The following is a 21049-nucleotide window of genomic DNA, read 5'->3' as shown; positions in this document are numbered from 1 at the left end:
TGTGTCAATCAGGTTCTGCGGTAACGAACCTGAGGGCGCCCAGCGCGCCCGTACTCGGTCTCCCGGGTGAGCATGCCGTCGTCTGCCAGCTTTTCCAGGTAGCGCCAGGCCGTCACCCGGGACACGCCGACCGATGCTGCCACCTCTGCAGCGGTCACGGGTCCCTCAGAATCCCGGACAGACGCTGCGACGAGTCCGAGCGTTTGAGATGCAAAGCCTTTCGGCGCCGCTGCTCGATCGTCGGACGTTCGTAGTGCGGACATCGCGCGGTCGATGTCGTGTTGACTGACCGCAGACTCTCCAGCGGGAAGTGCTGCACGATATTCGAGGTAGCGCTCGAGCTTGTCGCGGAATGCTGCGAAAGTGAACGGCTTGAGAAGATAGAGGACGATCCCGCGAGCCACGGCGCTTCGGACCACCTCCAGATCGCGCGCCGAGGTAACCGCGATGATGTCCGGACTGGGCCGCAACCCGCCCAGGGCGGAGGCCACGTCGAGACCGCTGGCGTCGGGCAACCCGATGTCGAGCAGGACCAGATCGATGGGCTGGTCGGTGGCATTGGCCGCCGTAACTGCACGCACGGCGGCGTTCCCGGAATGAACCACGCCGTGGACCACGAATTCCGGCACACGCTCGACGTAGGAACGGTGTGCCTGCGCGATCAACGGTTCGTCGTCGACTATCAGTACACGGATCATCTCGGTGCTTCCGCCTCGCGCAGCGGGATACGGACAACCAGCATGGAGCCCATCGCCGGCTCGCTGGTGAGCGTGCCGCCATGCCGTTTCACGACTTGAGAGACCAGTGCGAGACCGAGTCCGCGAGAGCCGGATTTTGTGGAGTAGCCACGGCCCTTGGCCTTTTCGAGTGCTTCGGGTGTCATTCCCGGGCCGCTGTCGGCGACGGCAACAACCATCATCGAATCCTCTTCCATTACCGTCACTTCCACCCACGGAGACTCGCTCGCGCGCGATGCGTCAATAGCATTGTCCACGAGATTGCCGACCAGCGTGACCAACTCGCGTGCATTGAGCGAAGGAACCGGACCGAGCGCGGTGTCTTCCGTGATGGTCAGGTCGACCCCGCGTTCGGTCGCTTCGCTCATTTTCCCGAGCAGTAGTGCGGTCAGCGCCGGCTCGTGGACCGCATTCATCAGACGATCGATCAGCTGTTGGGACACCCGCAATTCGTTGGTGGCGAAGGCCACTGCGTCCTCGTTTCGCCCCAACTCGACCATCGTGATGATCGTGTGCAGACGATTTGCGCTCTCGTGGGCTTGCGATCGAAGCGACTCGGCAAAACTACGTACCGAATCCAATTCCCCGAGTACGTTCTGAAGTTCGGTGTGATCGCGAATTGTCAGCACGGTGCCAATTCTGTTGCCCTCCCACTCAACCGGGTGTTGGTTGACCACCAGCACACGCTTGTCGGTGAGGTGCACTTGATCCTTCGCGGGAGAGGCGTCGTCGACCCGCATGGTCTCGGGGATGGATGAAAGTGGCACGGGCCCGTCCGGTAGATCGAGGAGGCGACGTGCTTCGTCGTTGACGATGTCCACTCTCGCGTCTTTGCTTCGGCCTTGCCCGATCACCACCAAACCCTCACCGATGCTGTGCAGTACGGCGTCGTGGTGCTCGTACATGGTGCGCAGTTCGTCCGGAGCCATTCCCAGGGTCTGTCGCCTGATGCGTCGGCTCACCAGAAGTGAACTCAGGAGGGCGGCAAGAAGACCGCCGCCGGCAACGAACAGGATGACCGGAACACTTTGGGCGAACTGCTTGCTGATCTGCTCGCGGGTGACACCGGCAGAAACCAGACCGACCAGGGTTCCGCCGGAATCGTAGACAGGAGTGACTGCGCGGATCGACGGCCCCAGCGACCCGGCGTACGTCTCCGTGAAGGTCACGCCGGCGAGTGCGCGGTCAATGTTTCCGTTGAACAGTTGACCGATCAGCTCCGGGCTCGTGTGGGTGAATCGAGTGCGATCCGGCGCCATCACCACGATGAAATCGACGCCGGTTGCCTGTCGTATTTTCTCGGTCTGTGGTTGCAGAATCGCGGTCGGGTCCGGGCTCGTCAGGGCTGCCGCCGTCGAATCCGACAGGGCGAGAGTCTGCGCTATCGAGCTCACCTGCCTGCGGATCGCGTCGTCGCTGTCTCGGCGTTCGTCGACAACTGCGAGCGCGGCCCCCACGCCGATGACCAGCGCCAACAACGCCAATTGCAGGAGCAGGATCTGCCTGGCGACGCTCATACGTCGGCCGGTCTTTCGTTCGACCATCGAGCGCCTCCTGAACGTAATGAACACAAACTTCCGGGCCCACCTGTTTGCAACAAGAATTCTCCACGACTCGAAGTGATCCCGATCACTTCACAGATATCCGATCCAAAGGACACCCCATGAGCAGCACGGCAACAGGGACAGTAGACGGTTCCCCACAGCCCGAGGGCACCAAGGCAAAGCGCGACAAGACGCATTGGCTCTACATGAGCGTCATCGTCGCGGTTATCGGCGGCATCCTCGTCGGTTGGCTCGCACCCGAGTTCGGTAAGTCCGTCGGTGTACTCGGCACGTTGTTCGTCAGCCTGATCAAGATGATGATCAGCCCGGTCATCTTCTGCACCATCGTGCTCGGCATCGGCTCGGTTCGAGCTGCGGCCAAGGTCGGCAAGGTCGGCGGCCTCGCACTCGCCTACTTCATCGGGATGTCCACCATCGCACTCGCGATCGGCCTGGGCGTCGGCAACCTGCTCAACCCGGGCAGTGGCCTGAACATCACGCCCAACGCGGCCTCCGTGGCCAAGCTTGCAGATCAGGCCCACAGCGCGGGCGGTACCTGGGACTTCATCGCGTCCATCATTCCGACGTCGATGCTGTCCTCCCTCACCGCCGGCAGCGTGCTGCAGACTCTGTTCGTCGCCCTTCTGGTCGGCTTCGCGATCCAGTCGCTCGGCAAGTCGGGTGAGCCGATTCTCAAGGCCGTCGGATACATCCAGAAGCTCGTGTTCAAGATCCTGACGATGATTCTCTGGCTCGCCCCGATCGGTGCTTTCGGCGCCATCGCCAGCGTCGTCGGCCAGACCGGTTTGAACGCCGTCGTCCAGCTCGGAACCCTGATGATCGGCTTCTACCTGACCTGCCTGATCTTCGTCTTCGGTGTTCTCGGAACGCTGCTGCGCGCCGTCACCGGATTCAACATCTTCAAGCTGGTCAAGTACTTGGCCCGTGAGTACCTGCTCATCTTCGCCACGTCGTCCTCCGAATCGGCACTGCCGCGTCTGATCGCCAAGATGGAGCACGTCGGCGTCGAGCGCACCACGGTGGGCATCGTCGTTCCCACCGGCTACTCGTTCAACCTCGACGGCACCGCGATCTACCTGACGATGGCCTCGATCTTCATCGCCGACGCCATGGGACAGCCGCTCGCCTTCGGTGAACAGCTCTCGCTGCTGGTGTTCATGATCATCGCCTCCAAGGGCGCTGCGGGAGTCAGCGGCGCCGGTCTGGCCACGCTGGCCGGTGGACTGCAGAGCCATCGCCCCGAGCTTCTCGACGGCGTCGGACTCATCGTCGGAATCGACCGCTTCATGTCGGAAGCGCGAGCGATCACCAACTTCTCGGGCAATGCGGTCGCGACTCTCCTGGTCGGCGCGTGGACCAAGACGATCGACAAGGAACGCGTCATCGAGGTGCTCGACGGGAAGATTCCGTTCAACGAAGCCACGATGCTCGACGACGAGGACGACGAAGAGCAGCACAAACTAGAAACGGCTCCGACCGGCACCAAGCAGTCATTTGTGAGCCATCACTAGATACTTCCGCTCTCCTGAACGTTTGACCGCACAGCAGGCGCGGAACCCGATCTACGATCAGTGATCCTGGTCGTAACGATGAAAGAGACCGCCGCACCAACCGTGCGACGGTCTCTTTCTGTTCGTGGGTGCTATGTGTACCAGGTGGGTTCGGGAATCTCGCCGGTCAGAAAACGACTACCGACTTCACGGCGCTTGTACGCGAGCGGATCGTGAAGGGTATGCGTCCGGATGTTGCGCCAGTAGATATCCAGGCCGACATCGTTGGACGTGGCTCTGGCACCGGTCAGTTCGAAGATATTGTTGCTGATCTCCAAGGAGACGTCGGCGGCGCGAAGTTTTGCGGCCGCGATGCGTACGGCGAGGTCGCCGCGAGCCTGCTCGGTGAGGTTTTCGCGAGCATCGTGGAGCACGGCGTCGGCCTCACGGCTGACCTGATCCACGAAGGCCTCCGCCGCCCACAGCTTCGATTGCAAGTCGCCGTAGCCCTCACGGAGGTACCACTCGTCGGTTGCGATTTCGCGGTTGTCACCGCCGTACGGCCATGGACGCGTACGGGTTCGGGTGTACTCGGCCGCAGTGTCCAGTGCGCCACGGGCGATCCCGAGGTAGAAGTTCGCGAACACGATCTCGATCGCGGGGAAGTTCAGGGTGTTGTAGACCAGAGGTTGGAATTCCTTGTCGACAAAGCCTGCCGCACTTGCCCAGTCGACCTCGACGTCGTTGATCTCGACACTGCCCGAATCGGTGAGGCGCTGCCCGAGGTTGTCCCAATCGCCGCGGAAGACTATGCCGTCCTGAGCAGTCGGCACGATAGCGAACACATGCGTCGCAGTTCCGTCGATGATTCCTTCGAGCACCGTGAGGTCGGTGACTCGTCCGCCGGTGGAAAACGACTTCACACCGTTGAACACCAGGGTGTCTCCGCGGTCCACGACGGTGAGGTCCGTATCTCGAGGATTCACTGCGCCGCCGAAGAAGAATCGGTTGCTCGTGTACAGCTCCTCGACAGCGGAGATCTGCGGATCGGTTCCGACCAATCTGGCTGCCCATGCCCACAGGTAGTGATACCCGAGCAGTTGCCCGATGGAGCCGTCGGCGCGCGCGATCTCCCGAACCACCTTGTAGGCGGTCTCCCATCGCTGCCCACCGCCGCCGAACTCGATCGGACCCAGCAGTGTCACCAGACCACTGTCCTTGAGCAGCTGAACTTCTCGAAACGGTGGTTCGCCGGCTCGGTCGCGGGCGAGTGCGTCGGCGGCAAGGATGTTGCTCACCTCGCGAGCGCGGTCGATCCAGCCTTCGGATGTGTCGGGAACGCCGACGAAGACTTCGGTTTCACTGGTCACGGTCATGCCTGTACATCCTTTTCGGTCGGTGCAGTCCCGATGGCCCACACGTAAATCGGTTCGGTTCCGTTGATTTCGTAGTCGCCGACAACTTTGGATTTGAAGACGACCGGATTATGACTGGCCACGGTGCGGGCGTTGCGCCAGAACCGATCGAGATCGAGGTCGCGGCTCACTCCGGAAGCACCGAGTGCGTCGAAGATCTTGGCCGTGGCCGGAACGACGAGTCCGATCGAGGCGACTTGCCCTCGCCCCGAATCGATTTCGGCTGCGATGTTGGCAGCTTTCTCTTCCTCCGGCGAGCCGGAGAATGCGGCTTCGTATGCCCATTGGGACGACTGTGCTGCGTGCAGCGCCACGGCCTCGGCTGCAAAGGCAGCCGAGGACACCTCGCCGACAACTTGCTGGATCTGCGAATCCTGCGCGTATCTCGGAGCGTTGCCGTGACTGAAGGTTCGAGTACGAGAGGCGACTCGACGAGAGATCTCGGTTGTCGCAGCCTTGGCGATGCCGGCGAGAGTGGCGAGATGGAAAAGTTGGTAGAACGCTGTCTGGTACTTGAATCGCGTCGAGAAGTCGAAGATGTTCTCCGGCTGGACTATTGCGTTCTCGTAGACGGACGAGCCGGAGCCAGTCGTCTGCTGGCCGAACCCGTTCCAGTCGTCACTGTGTGTGACACCGGGTTGTCTCGCTTCGACTGCGGCGATCACGAATGCGCCGGTGTCGGTGCGCTGCGAGTACAGGTCGATCCAGTCGGCGAAAATGGAACCCGTGCTGTAGAACTTTGCCCCGTTCGCCAGGAAATGGTCGGCATCGGGTGCGGGCGAGACCTTGGTGTTGGCTTCGCCCAATGCAACGTCGCCGATTTCGGTCCACGCGTTGCCGACCAACTGTCCCTCCGCGAAGCGTCGGAGCCAGGTGTCACGCTCAGGCCCGGGGTCGGCGACCAGTCGGTCTTCGACAAACGCGAAATGACCGCGCAGTGCCTGGGTGATGTTGGAATCGGCGCTCGACAACTCGACTAGTAACCGGATCAATTGCGGGATGCTCGCGCCGGATCCACCGTGTGTTGTCGGCACCCGAACGGCGCCGAAGCCTGCTTTCTTGAGTGCGTCGATCTGTTGGAAGGGAAGCACGTGATCGCGTTCGCGTTCGACGACGGCTTGTGCGATGTCCGCGAAGATCGGACGGAATTTTGCTGCCAGTGTTTCGTAGTCGACCTCACTCTTGATCGGATCTGCAGACCGGGAAACGGCATTCGGCGTCAGTGCGGTGGTCATGGGAAGAATGCAAGCTGTAATCACCAGGGGCGTCGATCCTTCATCGCGACCTGATTCGAAGTGTTGTCAGTCCGCGCAAATCTCGGTTCGATGGCCTGCCGGGCAGTTGTACCGGAATCGGATGGTCAGTGCGATTGCTCGTGAAGGTGTTCTACGATCCATCCGTTCCATTCGACAGTTCCTCCGGAACCACAATCGTGTCGGAACGGCTGCCCTGGAGAGCCGGGTCGAACGACCACGCGAAAGTCTCTCGCCTCCAATCGAAGATCGACAGTCGTGTGTTCTCCGTCGACGCTCTCGGCGACACTCTCGAGTGCGTCCGTCGCGACGATGCCGGTAACGCGTCGGACTGCGTGTTCGGCGGCCTGAGCGGCCTGTGACAGTGCCGCTCGGCCGCGCAGGTGCAGCAGCTCCAATTCTCCGGCTTGGTATTTTTCGGCTGCATCGATTGCGGAGTTGCCGTCCAGTCGGCTGAAATAGACTGCGGCGGGCCACGCAATCATGTTGGCCGCGAAACGATCTCCGCCGATGTGACTGCATTCCCACACATCTGCGATCTGTGCCGCGTTCAGCGCCGACACGACCGGGCGACCGAGTTCCGCGCAGCACGCATCCTTCTTTCCATGTGTGCAGACCGCGAAGAGCGGTTCCGTGCGGGAACGGCCGAAGTCGGGTTCCACACCGGTGGCCATCGATTCGAACGGCAGTACCGACAGGTCCTCGTATCGGTCGACCGACCCTTCCCGCATCCACTGACGTGTGCCGTCCGTCCAGGCGAGTACGCACGTCGGGGTTAGGACTCGGCGGATACGGGGCCGCCGGATCACCACGAGGCGGATACGACCCTGCGCTGTGTAGATTTTTTCGGTGAGTGCGACGGGGAGAACGTCGTCAGGAGCGGACGCCGGCCAGGGGCCTGGGTGCTCGATCAACACCCACAGATGTGTCATTCCGGCGCGACCGACCATCGGTTCACCGACGGTCGACGACTGCCGTGTACAGGCGTGAGGGCGTCGACTGGTTTGCGGATTGGCGACAAATTCCGGAAAGCACTGCATAGATGCCTTCCCCAGGACACCGTCGCTGCAGGTGTGGCAGGGAAGGGAAGACATGATGAGGCTCCAGTCTCGTAGGTTAGGCTCACCAGACTATTGGATGGTGAATCCTTTGCTCAGCCGTGGTGAATGCGCGTGGCTTTGACGGTCGAAAGCAGTCGGTAACAGGAGTGTTGGGAATGAAACGCAGTAACTCGCGGGCGAAGTACGTGCTGGGTGGTTTTGTCCTCGCCGCCATCGTGGCAACGACAACGGCGTGTGGCAGTGACGACAAGACGGATACCGACAGTCAGTCCGCCGACACCGTGCACGCGGTCACCCATGCCCGCGGAACCACGGACGTACCGATGGATCCGCAGAGAGTTGTCGTGCTCGAGCCGGTTCAGCTCGACACGTCGGTAGCGCTGGGCGTGATTCCCGTGGGCACCGCGGTCCTCAGCGAGACGACCGGTGTTCCGGCGTACCTCGGTGAGAAGGCCGCGGAGATCGAGATGGTCGGCACCGTCGCGGCGCCGAACCTCGAGAAGATCGTCGCACTGAGCCCGGACCTGATCGTCGGAACGGAATCGCGGCACGGTGATCTGTACGAGCAACTCGCTGCCATCGCGCCGACCGTCTACATGGCGACCCAGACCGATCCGTGGCAGGACAACGTCCAGTTCGTCGCAGAGGCGTTGAACAAGACCGATAAGGCAGGCGAACTGCTCGGTGACTACACGGCACGCTGCGAGGAAGTGGCGAGCAAGCACAGCACCGAGGGCAAGACCGCTCAGCTCATCCGCCCACGCGATGACGTTCTGACGCTGTACGGACCCACGTCGTTTGCCGGAAGCACTCTCGAATGCGCGGGACTCACGATTCCCGCACGCGACTGGGAGAACTCGATCTCCGTCGACCTCTCCCCGGAATTCGTCTCCGGAGCCAACGCCGACCTCATCCTGGTCACCTCCGCGAAGCCGGCAGATGCCAGCACGATGCCGAAGGCCGTGGCGGACAACGCCGGATTCTTCCCGAACCCACATCTGGTCGACATGTCCTACTGGATCACGGGCGTCGGACCGCTCGGCGGCCTCACCGTTCTGGACGACCTCGATCGCATTCTCGGAGCATCGAAGTAGCAGTAGGTGAGAACAAGCAGTAGGTGAGAACAAGCAGTGGGCGAGAACTGGCAGTCGGCAAGAGTCGCTAAGTTGGACCTATGACAACTCCAGTACAGAACATCGCGATCAACACCCTCGGTGGCGTGCCCACCTCGTTGGGTGAATACGACGGCCGTGCCGTGCTCGTGGTCAACGTGGCATCCAAGTGTGGACTGACCCCGCAGTACTCGGCGCTCGAGAAGCTGGCCGGCGAGTACGCCGATCGCGGTCTGACCGTGATCGGCATCCCGTGCAACCAGTTCATGGGGCAGGAACCGGGTACCGCCGAAGAGATCGAGACGTTCTGCTCCACTACCTACGGCGTCACGTTCCCGCTCCTCGAGAAGATCGAGGTGAACGGCGAGAACCAGCATCCGCTGTACGCCGAACTCACCAAGGCTGCCGACGCCGAAGGCGCTGCGGGCGACATCCAGTGGAACTTCGAGAAGTTCTTGATCGGACCGGACGGCACCGTCGTCAACCGCTTCCGTCCGCGGACCGAACCTGACGCTCCCGAGGTTGTCGCCGCCATCGAAGCCGCGCTTCCCAAGAATTAGTAGCCGCGCTTCTCAAGAACTAGTAGCTGTGCTGAAAACTGCCGCCGGATGATCATCCGGCGGCAGTGTGCTGTTCACCCACAGCTGCCACTATCGGAGTATGTCCGCAGAACTGATCGTGTCGGTATCCGGAATCAGAGACGAGACATGTTATCTCGCTGCCGGATTCGCAGACGAGATGGACGCTCGAGGTGTCCGCCTGTCGCTCCTGGTGGCGCCGCGACTGAAGGACAAATATCGACTGGCCGACGACGCGGTGACGACGGCCTGGCTGCGTGAGCGTCGTGAGCACGGCGACGCCATCGTTCTGCACGGCTACGACCAGGCCGCGACCAAGCGTCGTCGAGCCGAGTTCGCCACTCTGTCGAAGCACGAAGCAAAACTGCGACTACTCGCTGCGGATCGGGTTCTCGAGCATGCAGGCCTTCGGACCCGGGTGTTCGCACCGCCGCGCTGGGTGGCGTCGCCTGGTGCCATGTCGGTGTTGCCGGAGACCGGCTTTCGGACGATGGCAGGCCTCGGCGCAGTACACGATCTGACCCGTGGAACCTTGCAGCGGGGAAGGGTTTTCGGTATCGGCGAGGGCTTCAAGGCCGAGCCGTGGTGGTGTCGCGCATTGGTTCTCGGAGCCGGGCGCGCCGCCAAGCGTGGGGGACTGGTCAGATTGTCGATTACTGCCAAGCAGTTGGGAAACGAGGGCCCACGTCAGGCTGTTCTCGACGCTGTGGACCTCGCGCTTTTTCATGAGGCCACCTCGCAGGTATACCGATGGAACTCCCCGTCGCAGGCACTCGGCGCTGCCTGAATTCGGTCATTGGCAACTATTTGATAGCTGCGAGATGGTGTCGTGTGTCCGGGTTGCCCGAGCAGGCAGACTCTTCGCATTTATCCCGTTCCTTGCAGGCAGTAGGGCCGATTAGGTCAAAGTCGCATAAAGTGGACGTTGAATTCGAGTACGGCGTCGCCCAACCTTTTCGCTGCTACAGTGCGGGCAGTTAATCTGCCGCTAGTAGACGAAGTTGAGGTTCACCATGCGCGCACGAGGGTTCTCCAAGTCGGCCGAAGGTCTTGTCGCTCTGGCTGTGGGCGCAGTCGTCTGTGCTGCAATCGTCCCGGCAGTTGCGTCTGCCGCTCCGACCGGCGTGGTTCACACGCTGCCGACGGGCGGTGTCGACGGTGGTGCGAGCGAAGGCACCCGCACCGCAACTGTCGACGACGAAGGTGAGCAACTCACACTGCGGCTTCACAAGATGAATCTGCGGGGATCCGACTTCTCGATGGCCGTACAGGAAAACGGCGGCGAGCTGACCGATGTGGTGATCCCGGCGCCCCGTTCGTACATCGGCAGCGTGGAAGGGCGTCCGGACGCAATCGTCTCCGCCATCGTCGACTCCGCCGGAACACTTCGCGGGCAGGTGATTTTCGATCGTGGTGCTTCGATCGAGTTCGTGGGATCCGACGTGGTCGGTCGCAGCACGGCGCCGATCGACGCAAAACCCAAGTGGCCGAACACCTCTATTGCGTCGGCCTCGGCCGCAAGCGTCGGCAAGACGGTGAAGCAGTTCGTGGTGGGATTGGATCTCAGTGGCGAGTGGTACTCCGCGCACGGCGCAGGCAGTCCCGCCGTCGCTCTGGATCGGGCCGAGGAATCAATGGCCCGAACCGCTGCCATCTGGATCAGAGACGTCGGAATTCGGCCGATCCTGGGTCGGGTTGTCCTTCGGGCCGATGCCGCGAGTGACCCGTATTCGAGCAGTTGTGAAAACCTCGACCAGTTGGAAGGTCTGTGGTCCGATCAGGTCGGGACGAGCGTCGATCAGGCGACTGTCGTCTGCGCTTCCGGTGGCGGCAATGCCTACTACTCGACGTTCGAGCTCGATCACAGCTACGCACAGGTCGGTGCCGAGCCCGATGGCAACTTCAGCCGCGTTCTCCGCCACGAGTTGGGCCACAACTTCTACGCCGACGACTATCACGGCGGCGGCGCCGAGGGATCGACCATCATGAACGGCAACGACCTCTCGCGCTTCGACGGCACCGAATTTGCTGCCATCGTCGATGCCGCGGACGTGGCCTCGGATCGACTCGACGACGTCGGTCGGTACACGGCAAGCCCGATCCCGCCGTACGCCGCACTCGACACCGCGCAGGTCCGCTCAGATGGCACAGTCACCGTCGACGCCGTCGCGAATGATCATGACAGCAACGGAGATTCGATCAAGGTAACCGGGGTCGAGGCGACGTCACTTCTCGGTGGCACCGCAAAGCTCGAAAACGGCGAAGTGGTGTTCGAGGCCGGAACGAAGACAGGCACCGACAGGATTCTCTACACACTCACCGACGCAGCCGGTGGGACGAGCACCGGCTGGATCATCGTCGATGTGAGTGCGTGAGGACTGAATCAGGCGACTTCGACGCTCGACTCCTCGCCGAGAACTCGGAACTCGGTACCGTCGGCAGCCATTTCCGAGTATCGACCGTAGAAGATGCCTGTGGCTTCGTCGCGGATGATCGCTTGATGGATGGGAACCGCGACGCGCGGCGCTACCGCGCGGAGGTAGTCGATGGCCTCCGAGATCTTGAGCCACGGTGCGGCGGCGGGAAGGGCAAGAACGTCGACCTTCTGTTCGGGGACGTAGAGGGAATCGCCGGGATGCATGAACTGCGCCGGGTTGGTGGCGTCGCCGAGGAGGAACGCGGTGTTGTCGATCATCGGTAGGTCCGGATGGATGATCGCGTGCTCTCCGCCGGTTCCGGTCACCTCGACGTCGCCGATGCTGAACCGGTCGCCCGGCCGGACTCCCGTCCAGCGCCCACCGAGCTTCTCAGCCGTCTGCGGATCGCTGTACAGCACCGCGTCGGGGTTCGCTTCGGCCAGTTCGGGTAGCCGCGCCGGGTCGGCGTGATCGGGGTGTTGATGTGTCACGAGGATGGCGTCGAGGCCGGTGATGCCTTCGAATCCGTGCGAGAAGTTGCCGGGATCGAAGAGGATTCTCGATCCGTTCAACTCCACGAGCACACAGGAATGGCCAAAATGTGTCAGTCGCATGATTTCGAGTATGCGCCGCCCTGGAGTGACTCGCAGGCGGGTTTCGCGGGTGTTGGCCGTCACGCCCCGATCACTCGATGCGAACCATCTCGGGTGCGCCCGGTAAACTGGCCATCACCCGAGCGTTTCACTCCGGGTTCGCGCACTAGTACCGAGGAGCAGCACGTGGCCCGTGTCGTCGTCGAAGTCATGCCCAAGGCCGAGATTCTCGACCCCCAGGGACAGGCAATTGTCGGGGCACTGTCTCGCCTGGGCTTTGCAGGAGTATCCGATGTCCGTCAGGGCAAGCGGTTCGAGTTGGAGATCGACGGCAGTGTCGAAGACGCCGAACTCGAGAAGATCGCCGAAGGCCTGCTGGCCAACACGGTGATCGAGGATTGGACCGTCAGGCGAGTCGAGGCATGAGCGCACGTATCGGGGTTATCACGTTCCCGGGCACGCTCGACGACATCGATGCTGCTCGGGCCATCAACCTGGCCGGCGGTGAAGCTGTCGAACTCTGGCACGGCGACGCAGACCTCAAGGGTGTCGACGCGGTTGTCGTTCCCGGCGGATTCTCCTACGGCGACTACCTTCGTTGCGGCGCGATCGCACGTTTTGCTCCCGCGATGGGCAAGGTTGTCGAAGCAGCCAAGGGCGGCATGCCGGTCCTGGGCATCTGCAACGGTTTCCAGATCCTCTGCGAAGCAGGTTTGCTCCCCGGTGCCCTGACCCGTAACCAGGGTCTGCACTTCATCTGCCGCGACGAGTGGTTGACGGTCGAAGCCAACAACACGGCTTGGTCCTCACGCTATGAGGCCGGCGCCCAGATCCTCATCCCGCTCAAGTCGGGTGAAGGTCGCTTCCAGGCTTCCGAGAATGTTCTCGACGAACTCGAGGGTGAAGGCCGCGTCGTCTTTCGCTACTCGGAGGAGAACCCCAACGGTTCGCAGCGTCGTATCGCCGGTATCTCTTCGGCCAACGGCCGCGTCGTCGGTTTGATGCCGCACCCCGAGCACGCCACCGAGGCTCTCACCGGACCGAGCGACGACGGACTCGGCTTGTTCTACTCGGCACTCGACGCGATCGTCACTGCCTGATCGCCTGCTGATTTTCACCACTGAACGCCGACCGGAAATCCGGTCGGCGTTCAGTCGTTTGTGGGGGCGTCCCGGTTCTCGGGTTACTGGCTGTAGGAACTGAGGAAGTTGCCGAGACGCTCGAGGGCGGTCGCGAGGTCGTCGGTGTTCGGCAGGGTCACCAACCGAAAGTGGTCGGGTTCGATCCAATTGAACGCGCGGCCGTGACTGACCAGAATCTTTTCCGATTCCAGTAGATCGAGAACGAACCTCTCGTCGTCGACGATGCCGAACTTGTCGACATCGAGCTTCGGGAACAGATACAGCGCGCCGTCGGCCTGCTGACAGCTGATCCCGTCGATGCTGTTGAGCGTGCTGTGCGCGAGATCGCGCTGTGCTGTCAGTCGACCTTGCGGGAGCAGGAGGTCCTTGATGGACTGGCGTCCGCCGAGTGCGGTCTGGATCGCGTGCTGCGCCGGCACATTGGCACACATTCGCATGTTGGCCAGCAGTTTGATGCCTTCGATGAAACTCGACGCCCGCTCGAGTGGTCCGGTGATGGCCAGCCATCCGGCTCGGAACCCGCAGACGCGGTAGGCCTTGGACAGGCCCGAGTACGTCAGACACAAAACGTCTCGCCCGGTCATCGACGCAAGGTTTGTCATGGATCGGCCGTCGTAGACGATCTTCTCGTAGATCTCGTCGGCGAAGAGCATCAGGTCATGCTTGCGGGCAATGTCGACGAAGCGTTGCAGCACCTCCGTCGAGTAGACGGCGCCCGTCGGATTGTTGGGATTGATGACGACAATCCCTCGGGTGCGCGGAGAGATCCGGGCTTCCAGATCGTCGAAGTCCGGTGCCCAGCCCTGGCTTTCATCGGTGAGGTAGTGAACCGGCGTGCCGCCGGCAAGTGAAACCGAAGCCGTCCACAAGGGGTAGTCGGGAGCGGGAATCAGGATCTCGTCCTCGGGATTGCAGAGCGCCTGCATCGTCAGCGTGATCAGTTCGGAGACGCCGTTTCCGAGATAGATCTCGTCGACGGTGACGTCGGTGATACCCCGCGTCTGGTAGTACTGGACCACCGCGGTGCGCGCCGAATACAGTCCGCGAGAATCGCAATATCCCTGGGCGGTAGGGAGATTGCGGATCATGGCCATCATGATTTCGTCCGGTGCTTCGAATCCGAAGGGGGCTGGATTACCGACGTTGAGTCGCAGGATCGTGTGTCCCTGATCCTCGAGTTCTTCGGTCTTGTCGAGAATTCGCCCTCTGATGTCGTACCTGACATTCTCGAGCTTGCGGGCCTGATCGATGGGTGTGTTCACGCGGTTACGTACCTCTCCGGTTCGGGTGGGCGAGTTGTGTTTCAGATGAGAAGGGCGCCTCAGGGTTCGGTCTGGAAACGGACATTGATTCGCGATAGCGCTAGCGGCGAGAGGAGAGTAGCGCTACTATGATTCGACATGTCCAATGATAGCAGTTCGAGGATTGTCGCAGCCTTGCGCGAATGGATCGCGACGGCACCTCCAGGCGCGAAGCTTCCGTCCACTCGGTCGCTCGTGAGCCTGCACGGGGCGAGCCCGGTCACCGTGCAGAAGGCGCTGCGAACGCTGGTATCTCAGGGGGTTGTGGAGGCTCGTCCCGGTGTGGGGACCTTCGTACGCGCCGCACGCGTCGTGCGACCCAACGACTACGGGTGGCAGACAGCGGCGCTCGGATCGCCGAACTATCGTCTGCAGCTGCCTATTGCGCTGCAGTCCACCTCCAACGACGTGATCGCGCTGCATTCCGGCTATCCGGCCCGAGAGCTGTTGCCCGAAGGGCTGGTTCGTGCAGCATTCACCAGGGCGACGCGAACCGACGCCGTGTTCAATCGGCCCCTCGCTGCCGGGCTTCCGGAACTGCAGTCCTGGTTTGCCTCCGAATTGGGTTCCGCAACTCCTGCCGGCATCACTCCGCCGGGGCCGAACGACGTGGTTGTACTTCCCGGCAGTCAGGGTGGGCTTGCGACGTCCTTCCGCGCGTTGGTGGGGGAGGGGCGTCCGTTGCTCATGGAATCGCCGACCTACTGGGGTGCGATCCTGGCTGCCGCCCAGGCCGGAGTCACGGTCATTCCGATCTCCAGTGGTGCCAACGGTCCTGATCCCGAAGAGCTTTCGCGTGCATTCGAACAGACCGGTGCCCGTGCGTTCTACGCACAACCGAGCTTCGCGAGCCCGACGGGAGCGCTGTGGTCGCCGTCGTTGGCTGACAAGGTTCTCGACACCGTCCGTCGGCACGGCGCCTTCCTCATCGAGGACAGTTCGGCGCTCGACTTCGGAATCACCGCAGATCCCAGCCCCATCGCTGCACGCGACGACAGCGGACACGTCGTCTACCTTCGTGCACTGACCAAGAGCGTGTCGCCATCGGTGCGAGTTGCCGGATTGATCGCCCGAGGCCCGGCCTACGAGCGGATTCTTGCTGATACACAGGCAGATTCGATGTATGTCAGTGGGATGCTGCAAGCGGTAGCGCTCGACGTCGTGACCCAGCCGGCCTGGCGCACGCACTTGCGCCGGCTTCGTCACCAACTCGAGGCCAGACGCGACCTCCTCGTGTCGAGTCTGCGCGAGCATGCGCCGGACGCTCACCTCGACGCTGTACCGCAAGGCGGACTCAACCTCTGGCTTCGGCTCCCGGACACCACGAATCTCGAACGTGTCGTGCAGGACTGCCGGTCGGCCGGCGTCATCGTCGGGGCCGGTGACGATTGGTTCCCGGCAGAACCGACCGGAAAGTTCCTGCGGCTCAACTACGCCGGACCGAACCCGGGTGAGTTCCCCGACGCCGCCCGCATCATCGGCCGAGCAATCACACAACATATGTAGAACTTCACCTCGCTGGTGGTTGACCTGAACTTCCGTTGAGGTTTTATCGTCGTGTCCATGAACAAACAAGCGATGCAGCCACCGGCCAATCAGCCGATCGGATTCTGGACAGCGCGCGCCGGTGAAGCGATTCGCGCGCGCACGCGCGGAGCGCTCGAAGCAATCGGCGTGACCCAGCCGGGGTGGTGGGTCCTGCACCAACTTTCGCTGCACCCTGAAGGGGTGGAGCGAGCTGTCCTCCTGCGAACGATCGGTCCGAACGAATCAACCGACGTGATCGACGCGGCCGTCGACTCTGCTCTCGACCTGGGCTGGGCGCGTGAAGACGAGTCTGTCCTTCTCCCTACTGATGCGGGCACCCAGCAGTTCGATCGCGCCGCGCGGGTACAGCAGATGCTGCAGGAAGAGCGGATGCAGGGAATCAGCGAAGAAGAATTCGTCACCACCATCACGGTTCTGCAGCGAACCATCAAGAACGTGGGCGGCGACGCCTGGCACTGGTAGCCACCACTACCGCCGCCCGCTGTCTGGCAGGGCGGACTCGATCAACTCGACGGCACGAGATACACCGCCCGCCGCTGCGAGTTCTTTTGCCAACTCTGCACTGCGTCGGCGGAACTCGTCCGAGCTCACCCGAGTCAGCGCCTCACGAAGCTCTACTGCCGTGACGGTGGCGCCGTCGACGCGTACTGCGACACCGGCGTCGACGAGCGAGTCGGCGTTGCCGAACTGATCGACGGCTTGCGGCACCGCGATCATGGGTGTGCCGGTCACGAGCCCCTCGCTGGATCCGCCCATACCCGCGTGGGTCACGAATGCGTCGGCCTGCTGCAGAATCGCGAACTGCGATACCCAGCGGTGTATTTCGACGTTGGCGGGTAGTGGTCCGAGATCCGAGATCTGCACCTGCTTTCCGATCTGGAGGACGACGTGCCAGCCGTCCATCGGGCCGAAAGCCTCGACGCAGGTGCGATAGAAATCCGGATGATCGGTGAAGGCTGAACCCAGCGAAATCAACACAAGCTTGCGTTCGGGATCCGGGTTCACCCAGGGTTGATTGCTCGGTTCGAGTGCGGGGCCGACAAACGTGTAGACGTCGCGGTTCACTCGATTGGCGTTGGGCTGCATCGATTCTGCGATCAGCACGATTGCACGGGGTGGGCGTCCGGTGAACTCACGCGGATCGACCTCGACGCCTTCGGCGCGGAAGAACCGGGCCTCGCGATCGAGTAGGTCGACGCCTCTCGGATCGGAACGAATCTCGTCGTACATCGGTGCGGCGTCGTCTTCGTAGCCGTCCCAGGCAACATACGTCGGCGACAACTGGATGATGGGAACGTTCCACTGCTGAGCCAGTATTCGCGCGGGGATCCCGGCGATGTCGTAGAGAAAGAGGTCGGGACGGTCGTCGTCGTAGATTTGGCGCAGCTGCGGCAGCATCGCCTCGTAGTCGTCCTGGAAAATCGTCAACTGATCGATCAGATCCCCATCCCAACTCTTCTCCGGTTCGGCGCCGTCAGGGGAAGGAACGAGGCTGGGCAGCGTGGAGACGTACGGTGCGAATTCGGCCCCGGTCGCCTCGATGACCTCGCGCATCGACTCGTCGTTGGCGTAGGTGACGCGGTGACCGGCCGCGACGAGACGCGCGATGATCGCCAGGCTCGGATTGACGTGGCCAGGTGCCGGAATGCTCACCATGGCGATATGTCTGCGGGTCATCGATCACTCCTGCCGTCTGACTGTTGTCGAACAACAACTGTTCTGGAACAACTCCGGATACCGGACCGAGACTATCCACCAGGATGGGTAACGGCATCTGATTTTTGCCGGGGAAGTACCGTGCGCACTCGAGTAGGACTACGCATCCGAGTGCCGGGATGGGCGAGCAGACTTCGAAGCATGAGCACACCGACAACACCTTCGAAGACCACTGCAGCCTTCTATCTGCAGGCCGGAATAGCCTTTGCCGTCAGTTTTGTCGGCACCCTCCTCGGAATTGCGTATCTTCCGATCGATGCGTGGCAACGCGGATTTCTCGGAATGTCCTTGCTGTTCTTGGTCACCAGTACGTTCACGTTGGCCAAGGTGATTCGTGATCAGCAGGAGGCGTCTACCGTCAGGGTTCGAGTGGACGAGGCTCGACTCGAGAAGTTGATCGCCGAGCACGATCCGTTCAAGGCAGCTGCCTGAGTCCCATCGGCACAGTGAGGACGAGCGTGCTGCCGAGCGGCTGCTCGTTGCGGCGGGCCGTCAGGTTGCCGCCATGCGCCAGCGCGAGGCTCCTCGCAATGGTCAGTCCCAAACCAGAGCCGTCGGATCGATCACCGCGATGGAAACGGTCGAAGACGGATTCGAGTTGGTCTGCGGGAATTCCGTCACCGGTATCGGTGACGGACACCGTGAGGTGATCACCTTCCCGTGCGAGTGTCACCTTCACCGAACCTCCGGTTGGAGTGTGCCGCAACGCGTTTTCGAGCAGGTTGGCGAGGATCTGTTCGATTCGTTGGCGATCGACCTCGGCCGTGACCGGTTGCGGAGGCAGGGCGGTTGTCAATTCGACTCCACGATCGGCAAAACGTGGCCCCGCTGCTGCCGTTGCGCTGCAGACGATGTCGTCGAGATTCTCGGTCCGGCGATCGAGTTCGAGAGCGTGTTCGTCGGCAGCGGAGACGTCCGCCAGATCGCACGACAGCCGACGCAGACGTTCGAGTTGATCGCGCATCACCGACCACGACGAAGGATCTGTCGGCACAACTCCGTCCTCGATACCGTCCACGTACGCAGCCAAAGTCGATACCGGAGTGCGCAATTCGTGGGCAAGGTCGGCAAGCAGTCGTTTGCGGACCCGATCCGAATGATCAAGGCGTGCAGCCATGTCGGCGAATGCCGTTTCGAGACGCGTGAAATCGGCATCTACGTCGGACCTGCCGATAGTCACGTCGAAGTTCCCGTCGGCGACGCTTTGCGCCGCCTCTGCCAGCATGGTGATCGGTGCCGTGACGCGTCGGACGATGTAGACCGCGGCGATGCCTGCGCCCACCAGCGCGACCGCGATCCCGCACAACAGAGCAATGGTCATGGTCTGAGCGAATGCTTCTTCGGTGTGGGTACGGACATTCGAGTCTTCGATGCCGGCCATCATGAGGTGGTTGTGAAAGAGCGGGGCAGCGACGGCGATGGCAACGGCGGCGATGACGAGGCAGGCGACGAACAGGACGGCGAGCTGCGCGAGCAGTAGTTTTCCGCGTAGCCCGAGTCTTTTCATGACGACCGCGTTCATGACGACCTCAGTGAGTATCCGACGCCCCTGACGGTTCTGATGAACCGCGGATCGGTCGCGTCGTCGCCGAGTTTGCGGCGTAATGCACGGACATGGACGTCGACGATGTGCTGGTCCCCGAACCAGGGCGACCCCCACACCGAGGCGATGATCTCGGCCCGACTCCAGGCTGCGTCGGGTCGGGATGCGAGCGCGGACAACAGGGTGAACTCGGTGGGGGTCAGATCGACCAGGTTGTCGTCGACACGGACCGTGCGGGCCAGGACGTCGATGTCGAGTCCGGGAGGCGTTGGCAGCACTTTCGGCAGCAAACTCGACGCGCGTGGCCGTCTGAGCAGAGCTTTCACTCGCGCAACCAACTCGCGGGGGCCGAAGGGTTTGACCACGTAGTCATCCGCGCCGGCCGCCAGACCCGTCACCTTGTCCGACTCTTCACCACGGGCGGAGAGCATCAGGATGTACGCGTCCGAGAAGGTGCGGATTCGTCGGCAGACTTCCATGCCGTCGAAGCCCGGGAGCATCAGATCGAGCACGATCAGCGCGGGCTCGAATTCGCGCACCGAACGTACTGCGCTCGGCCCGTCGTGGGCGAGGCGCACGGTGAATCCTTCGCGTGTCAGATAGTTGGCGACAACCTTCGCGAGGGCAGTCTCGTCGTCGACGACAAGAACACGCCCCGGTTCCTCACCAGGTCGTAGTTCGGCGCTCATCAAACCGAGGTTAGTCGACTGCGTGTCTGCATTGCTGTCGTGTGGTGGTTTCCGCTCGACTGTGAAGATTCGATGAAGGAAGCCTGTTTGGGCCGGTTATCGGGCTTCGAGGCGGATTTTCGCCGGTAACGTGGCAACTGTGCATGTGCAGCATTGTTGTCAAATCAATTGTGGTGCAGTGCATATCGAACAGAATCAATTTTCGGGAGTGAAACATGTCTTTGACGGTCAGGAAGAGCGCCGCACGGTTCGTACCGGTTGTGGCAGCGGCAGCACTGTTGATTGCCGGATGCTCGGACAACTCCGGGGAGAGCGTCAACCATTCTTCCGAAACAACCAGCGTCGCAGCACAGTCGGAGATTCCTGCGGGTGTCAATGCTGCCGACATCGAGTTTCTCGAAGGGATGTACCCGCATCACGCGCAGGCATTGGACATGGCCAGAATGGTCGACGGTCGAACCGACAATGCCGAACTTCTCTCTCTTGCAGCGCAGATAGAGGCAGCGCAAGGCCCGGAAATGGCTCAGATGACGGAATTGCTGACGAAGTGGGGACGCCCCGATCCTTCGTCGAGTTCGATGGAGGGCATGGATGATTCGGCGCATGCGGGACACGGCGTCGGGATGGCCGAGATGCCGGGCATGATGTCGGCCGACGACATGACCGCCCTCACCGACGCCAGTGGCGCGGAGTTCGACAAGTTGTGGCTGACGATGATGATCGAGCACCACAAGGGTGCCATCACCATGTCCCAGACCGAACTCGACAACGGGCTCGATCCATCGGCGGAAAAGATGGCAGAAGCGATCATTGCCGGTCAGCAGGCGGAAATCACTCAGATGGAAGCGATGTTGAAGGAGAAATGAACGGTTGACCTCGGCCGCGTGAC

The 21049-nt window shown here is 62.0% G+C and carries 21 protein-coding genes; 11 read left to right on the top strand and 10 right to left on the bottom strand.

Going from position 1 to position 21049, the window contains the following annotated elements:
• Positions 1–8: 8 nt before the first annotated feature.
• Together RE4_RS07720 and RE4_RS07715 are read right to left on the bottom strand one after the other, a co-directional pair.
• Positions 9–698, bottom strand: a complete 690-nt coding sequence (locus tag RE4_RS07720) for a response regulator (RefSeq protein ID WP_003945570.1) — start codon at positions 696–698, stop codon at positions 9–11.
• A complete protein-coding gene (locus RE4_RS07715; protein WP_060938359.1) occupies positions 695–2281 on the bottom strand; it encodes a sensor histidine kinase in 1587 nt (528 codons plus the stop codon). Before RE4_RS07715 ends, RE4_RS07720 begins: the two co-directional genes overlap by 4 nt.
• Positions 2282–2400: 119 nt before the next feature.
• On the opposite strand from RE4_RS07715, the gene RE4_RS07710 reads away from it, so the two are divergent.
• On the top strand, positions 2401–3813 hold the full coding sequence (locus RE4_RS07710) for a cation:dicarboxylate symporter family transporter (protein WP_060938358.1): 1413 nt from the start codon (positions 2401–2403) through the stop codon (positions 3811–3813).
• 131 nt (positions 3814–3944) lie between these two features.
• On the opposite strand, the gene RE4_RS07705 is transcribed toward RE4_RS07710, so the two are convergent.
• The 3 genes from RE4_RS07705 to RE4_RS07695 all read right to left on the bottom strand — a co-directional run bounded on the left by RE4_RS07705 (position 3945) and on the right by RE4_RS07695 (position 7554).
• Positions 3945–5168 carry an acyl-CoA dehydrogenase family protein gene (locus tag RE4_RS07705; RefSeq protein ID WP_060938357.1) on the bottom strand — a complete coding sequence of 408 codons (1224 nt, stop codon included), beginning with the start codon at positions 5166–5168 and terminating at the stop codon, positions 3945–3947.
• Positions 5165–6442 carry an acyl-CoA dehydrogenase family protein gene (locus tag RE4_RS07700; protein WP_020906373.1) on the bottom strand — a complete coding sequence of 426 codons (1278 nt, stop codon included), beginning with the start codon at positions 6440–6442 and terminating at the stop codon, positions 5165–5167. The genes RE4_RS07705 and RE4_RS07700 overlap by 4 nt, the downstream gene beginning before the upstream one ends.
• Before the next feature lie 125 nt (positions 6443–6567).
• Positions 6568–7554: a sucrase ferredoxin gene (locus tag RE4_RS07695; protein WP_238077076.1), complete on the bottom strand. Its 987-nt coding sequence runs from the start codon at positions 7552–7554 to the stop codon at positions 6568–6570.
• A 122-nt stretch (positions 7555–7676) separates the two neighbouring features.
• Between RE4_RS07695 and RE4_RS07690 the strand changes: the two genes are divergently transcribed.
• The 4 genes from RE4_RS07690 to RE4_RS07675 all read left to right on the top strand — a co-directional run bounded on the left by RE4_RS07690 (position 7677) and on the right by RE4_RS07675 (position 11586).
• Entirely contained in the window at positions 7677–8615 is a 939-nt protein-coding gene (locus tag RE4_RS07690; RefSeq protein ID WP_060938355.1) for an ABC transporter substrate-binding protein, read from the top strand.
• A gap of 80 nt (positions 8616–8695) precedes the next feature.
• Positions 8696–9193: a glutathione peroxidase gene (locus RE4_RS07685; protein ID WP_021342996.1), complete on the top strand. Its 498-nt coding sequence runs from the start codon at positions 8696–8698 to the stop codon at positions 9191–9193.
• Positions 9194–9293: 100 nt separating this feature from the next.
• Positions 9294–9998, top strand: coding sequence for a DUF2334 domain-containing protein (locus RE4_RS07680; protein WP_060938354.1), 705 nt, complete (start codon positions 9294–9296; stop codon positions 9996–9998).
• A gap of 226 nt (positions 9999–10224) precedes the next feature.
• Positions 10225–11586 (top strand): Ig-like domain-containing protein, encoded by a 1362-nt coding sequence (locus tag RE4_RS07675; RefSeq protein WP_060938353.1) that lies wholly within the window; start codon positions 10225–10227, stop codon positions 11584–11586.
• Positions 11587–11594: 8 nt separating this feature from the next.
• Here the strand turns inward: RE4_RS07675 and RE4_RS07670 are convergent, their stop codons facing one another.
• Positions 11595–12242, bottom strand: a complete 648-nt coding sequence (locus tag RE4_RS07670; protein WP_060938373.1) for an MBL fold metallo-hydrolase — start codon at positions 12240–12242, stop codon at positions 11595–11597.
• A 165-nt stretch (positions 12243–12407) separates the two neighbouring features.
• Between RE4_RS07670 and purS the strand changes: the two genes are divergently transcribed.
• Both purS and purQ read left to right on the top strand, forming a co-directional pair.
• Positions 12408–12647 (top strand): phosphoribosylformylglycinamidine synthase subunit PurS, encoded by a 240-nt coding sequence (gene purS, locus RE4_RS07665; RefSeq protein WP_003945817.1) that lies wholly within the window; start codon positions 12408–12410, stop codon positions 12645–12647.
• Complete coding sequence (purQ, locus tag RE4_RS07660; protein ID WP_019747077.1) at positions 12644–13321, top strand: phosphoribosylformylglycinamidine synthase subunit PurQ; 678 nt, start codon at positions 12644–12646, stop codon at positions 13319–13321. Before purS ends, purQ begins: the two co-directional genes overlap by 4 nt.
• An 83-nt stretch (positions 13322–13404) precedes the next feature.
• Here purQ and RE4_RS07655 read toward each other — a convergent pair whose 3' ends face one another.
• The gene (locus tag RE4_RS07655) at positions 13405–14625 is read right to left on the bottom strand and encodes a pyridoxal phosphate-dependent aminotransferase (RefSeq protein ID WP_060938352.1); all 1221 of its coding nucleotides are present in this window, start codon (positions 14623–14625) and stop codon (positions 13405–13407) included.
• A 138-nt stretch (positions 14626–14763) separates the two neighbouring features.
• Here RE4_RS07655 and RE4_RS07650 point away from each other — a divergent pair, with 138 nt between their 5' ends.
• Both RE4_RS07650 and RE4_RS07645 read left to right on the top strand, forming a co-directional pair.
• Complete coding sequence (locus tag RE4_RS07650; protein WP_019747079.1) at positions 14764–16170, top strand: aminotransferase-like domain-containing protein; 1407 nt, start codon at positions 14764–14766, stop codon at positions 16168–16170.
• 57 nt (positions 16171–16227) lie between these two features.
• Positions 16228–16674, top strand: coding sequence for a winged helix DNA-binding protein (locus tag RE4_RS07645; protein ID WP_024487534.1), 447 nt, complete (start codon positions 16228–16230; stop codon positions 16672–16674).
• 6 nt (positions 16675–16680) lie between these two features.
• Here RE4_RS07645 and RE4_RS07640 read toward each other — a convergent pair whose 3' ends face one another.
• Positions 16681–17889 (bottom strand): macrolide family glycosyltransferase, encoded by a 1209-nt coding sequence (locus RE4_RS07640; RefSeq protein WP_060938351.1) that lies wholly within the window; start codon positions 17887–17889, stop codon positions 16681–16683.
• A 180-nt stretch (positions 17890–18069) separates the two neighbouring features.
• Between RE4_RS07640 and RE4_RS07635 the strand changes: the two genes are divergently transcribed.
• Positions 18070–18360: a YiaA/YiaB family inner membrane protein gene (locus tag RE4_RS07635; protein WP_003945505.1), complete on the top strand. Its 291-nt coding sequence runs from the start codon at positions 18070–18072 to the stop codon at positions 18358–18360.
• Here RE4_RS07635 and RE4_RS07630 read toward each other — a convergent pair.
• Entirely contained in the window at positions 18344–19450 is a 1107-nt protein-coding gene (locus RE4_RS07630; protein WP_021343032.1) for a sensor histidine kinase, read from the bottom strand. The genes RE4_RS07635 and RE4_RS07630 overlap by 17 nt on opposite strands.
• Positions 19447–20160, bottom strand: a complete 714-nt coding sequence (locus tag RE4_RS07625; protein ID WP_030534660.1) for a response regulator — start codon at positions 20158–20160, stop codon at positions 19447–19449. The genes RE4_RS07630 and RE4_RS07625 overlap by 4 nt, the downstream gene beginning before the upstream one ends.
• A gap of 215 nt (positions 20161–20375) precedes the next feature.
• On the opposite strand from RE4_RS07625, the gene RE4_RS07620 reads away from it, so the two are divergent.
• Positions 20376–21026 carry a DUF305 domain-containing protein gene (locus RE4_RS07620; RefSeq protein WP_019747083.1) on the top strand — a complete coding sequence of 217 codons (651 nt, stop codon included), beginning with the start codon at positions 20376–20378 and terminating at the stop codon, positions 21024–21026.
• The last annotated feature ends 23 nt before the right edge of the window (positions 21027–21049 follow it).

Source organism: Rhodococcus erythropolis NBRC 15567, from assembly GCF_001552595.1.
GTDB lineage: Bacteria > Actinomycetota > Actinomycetes > Mycobacteriales > Mycobacteriaceae > Rhodococcus_F > Rhodococcus_F erythropolis.
Note: the sequence above shows the minus strand (reverse complement) of the source record. Positions and strands in the feature narration are given on the sequence as shown.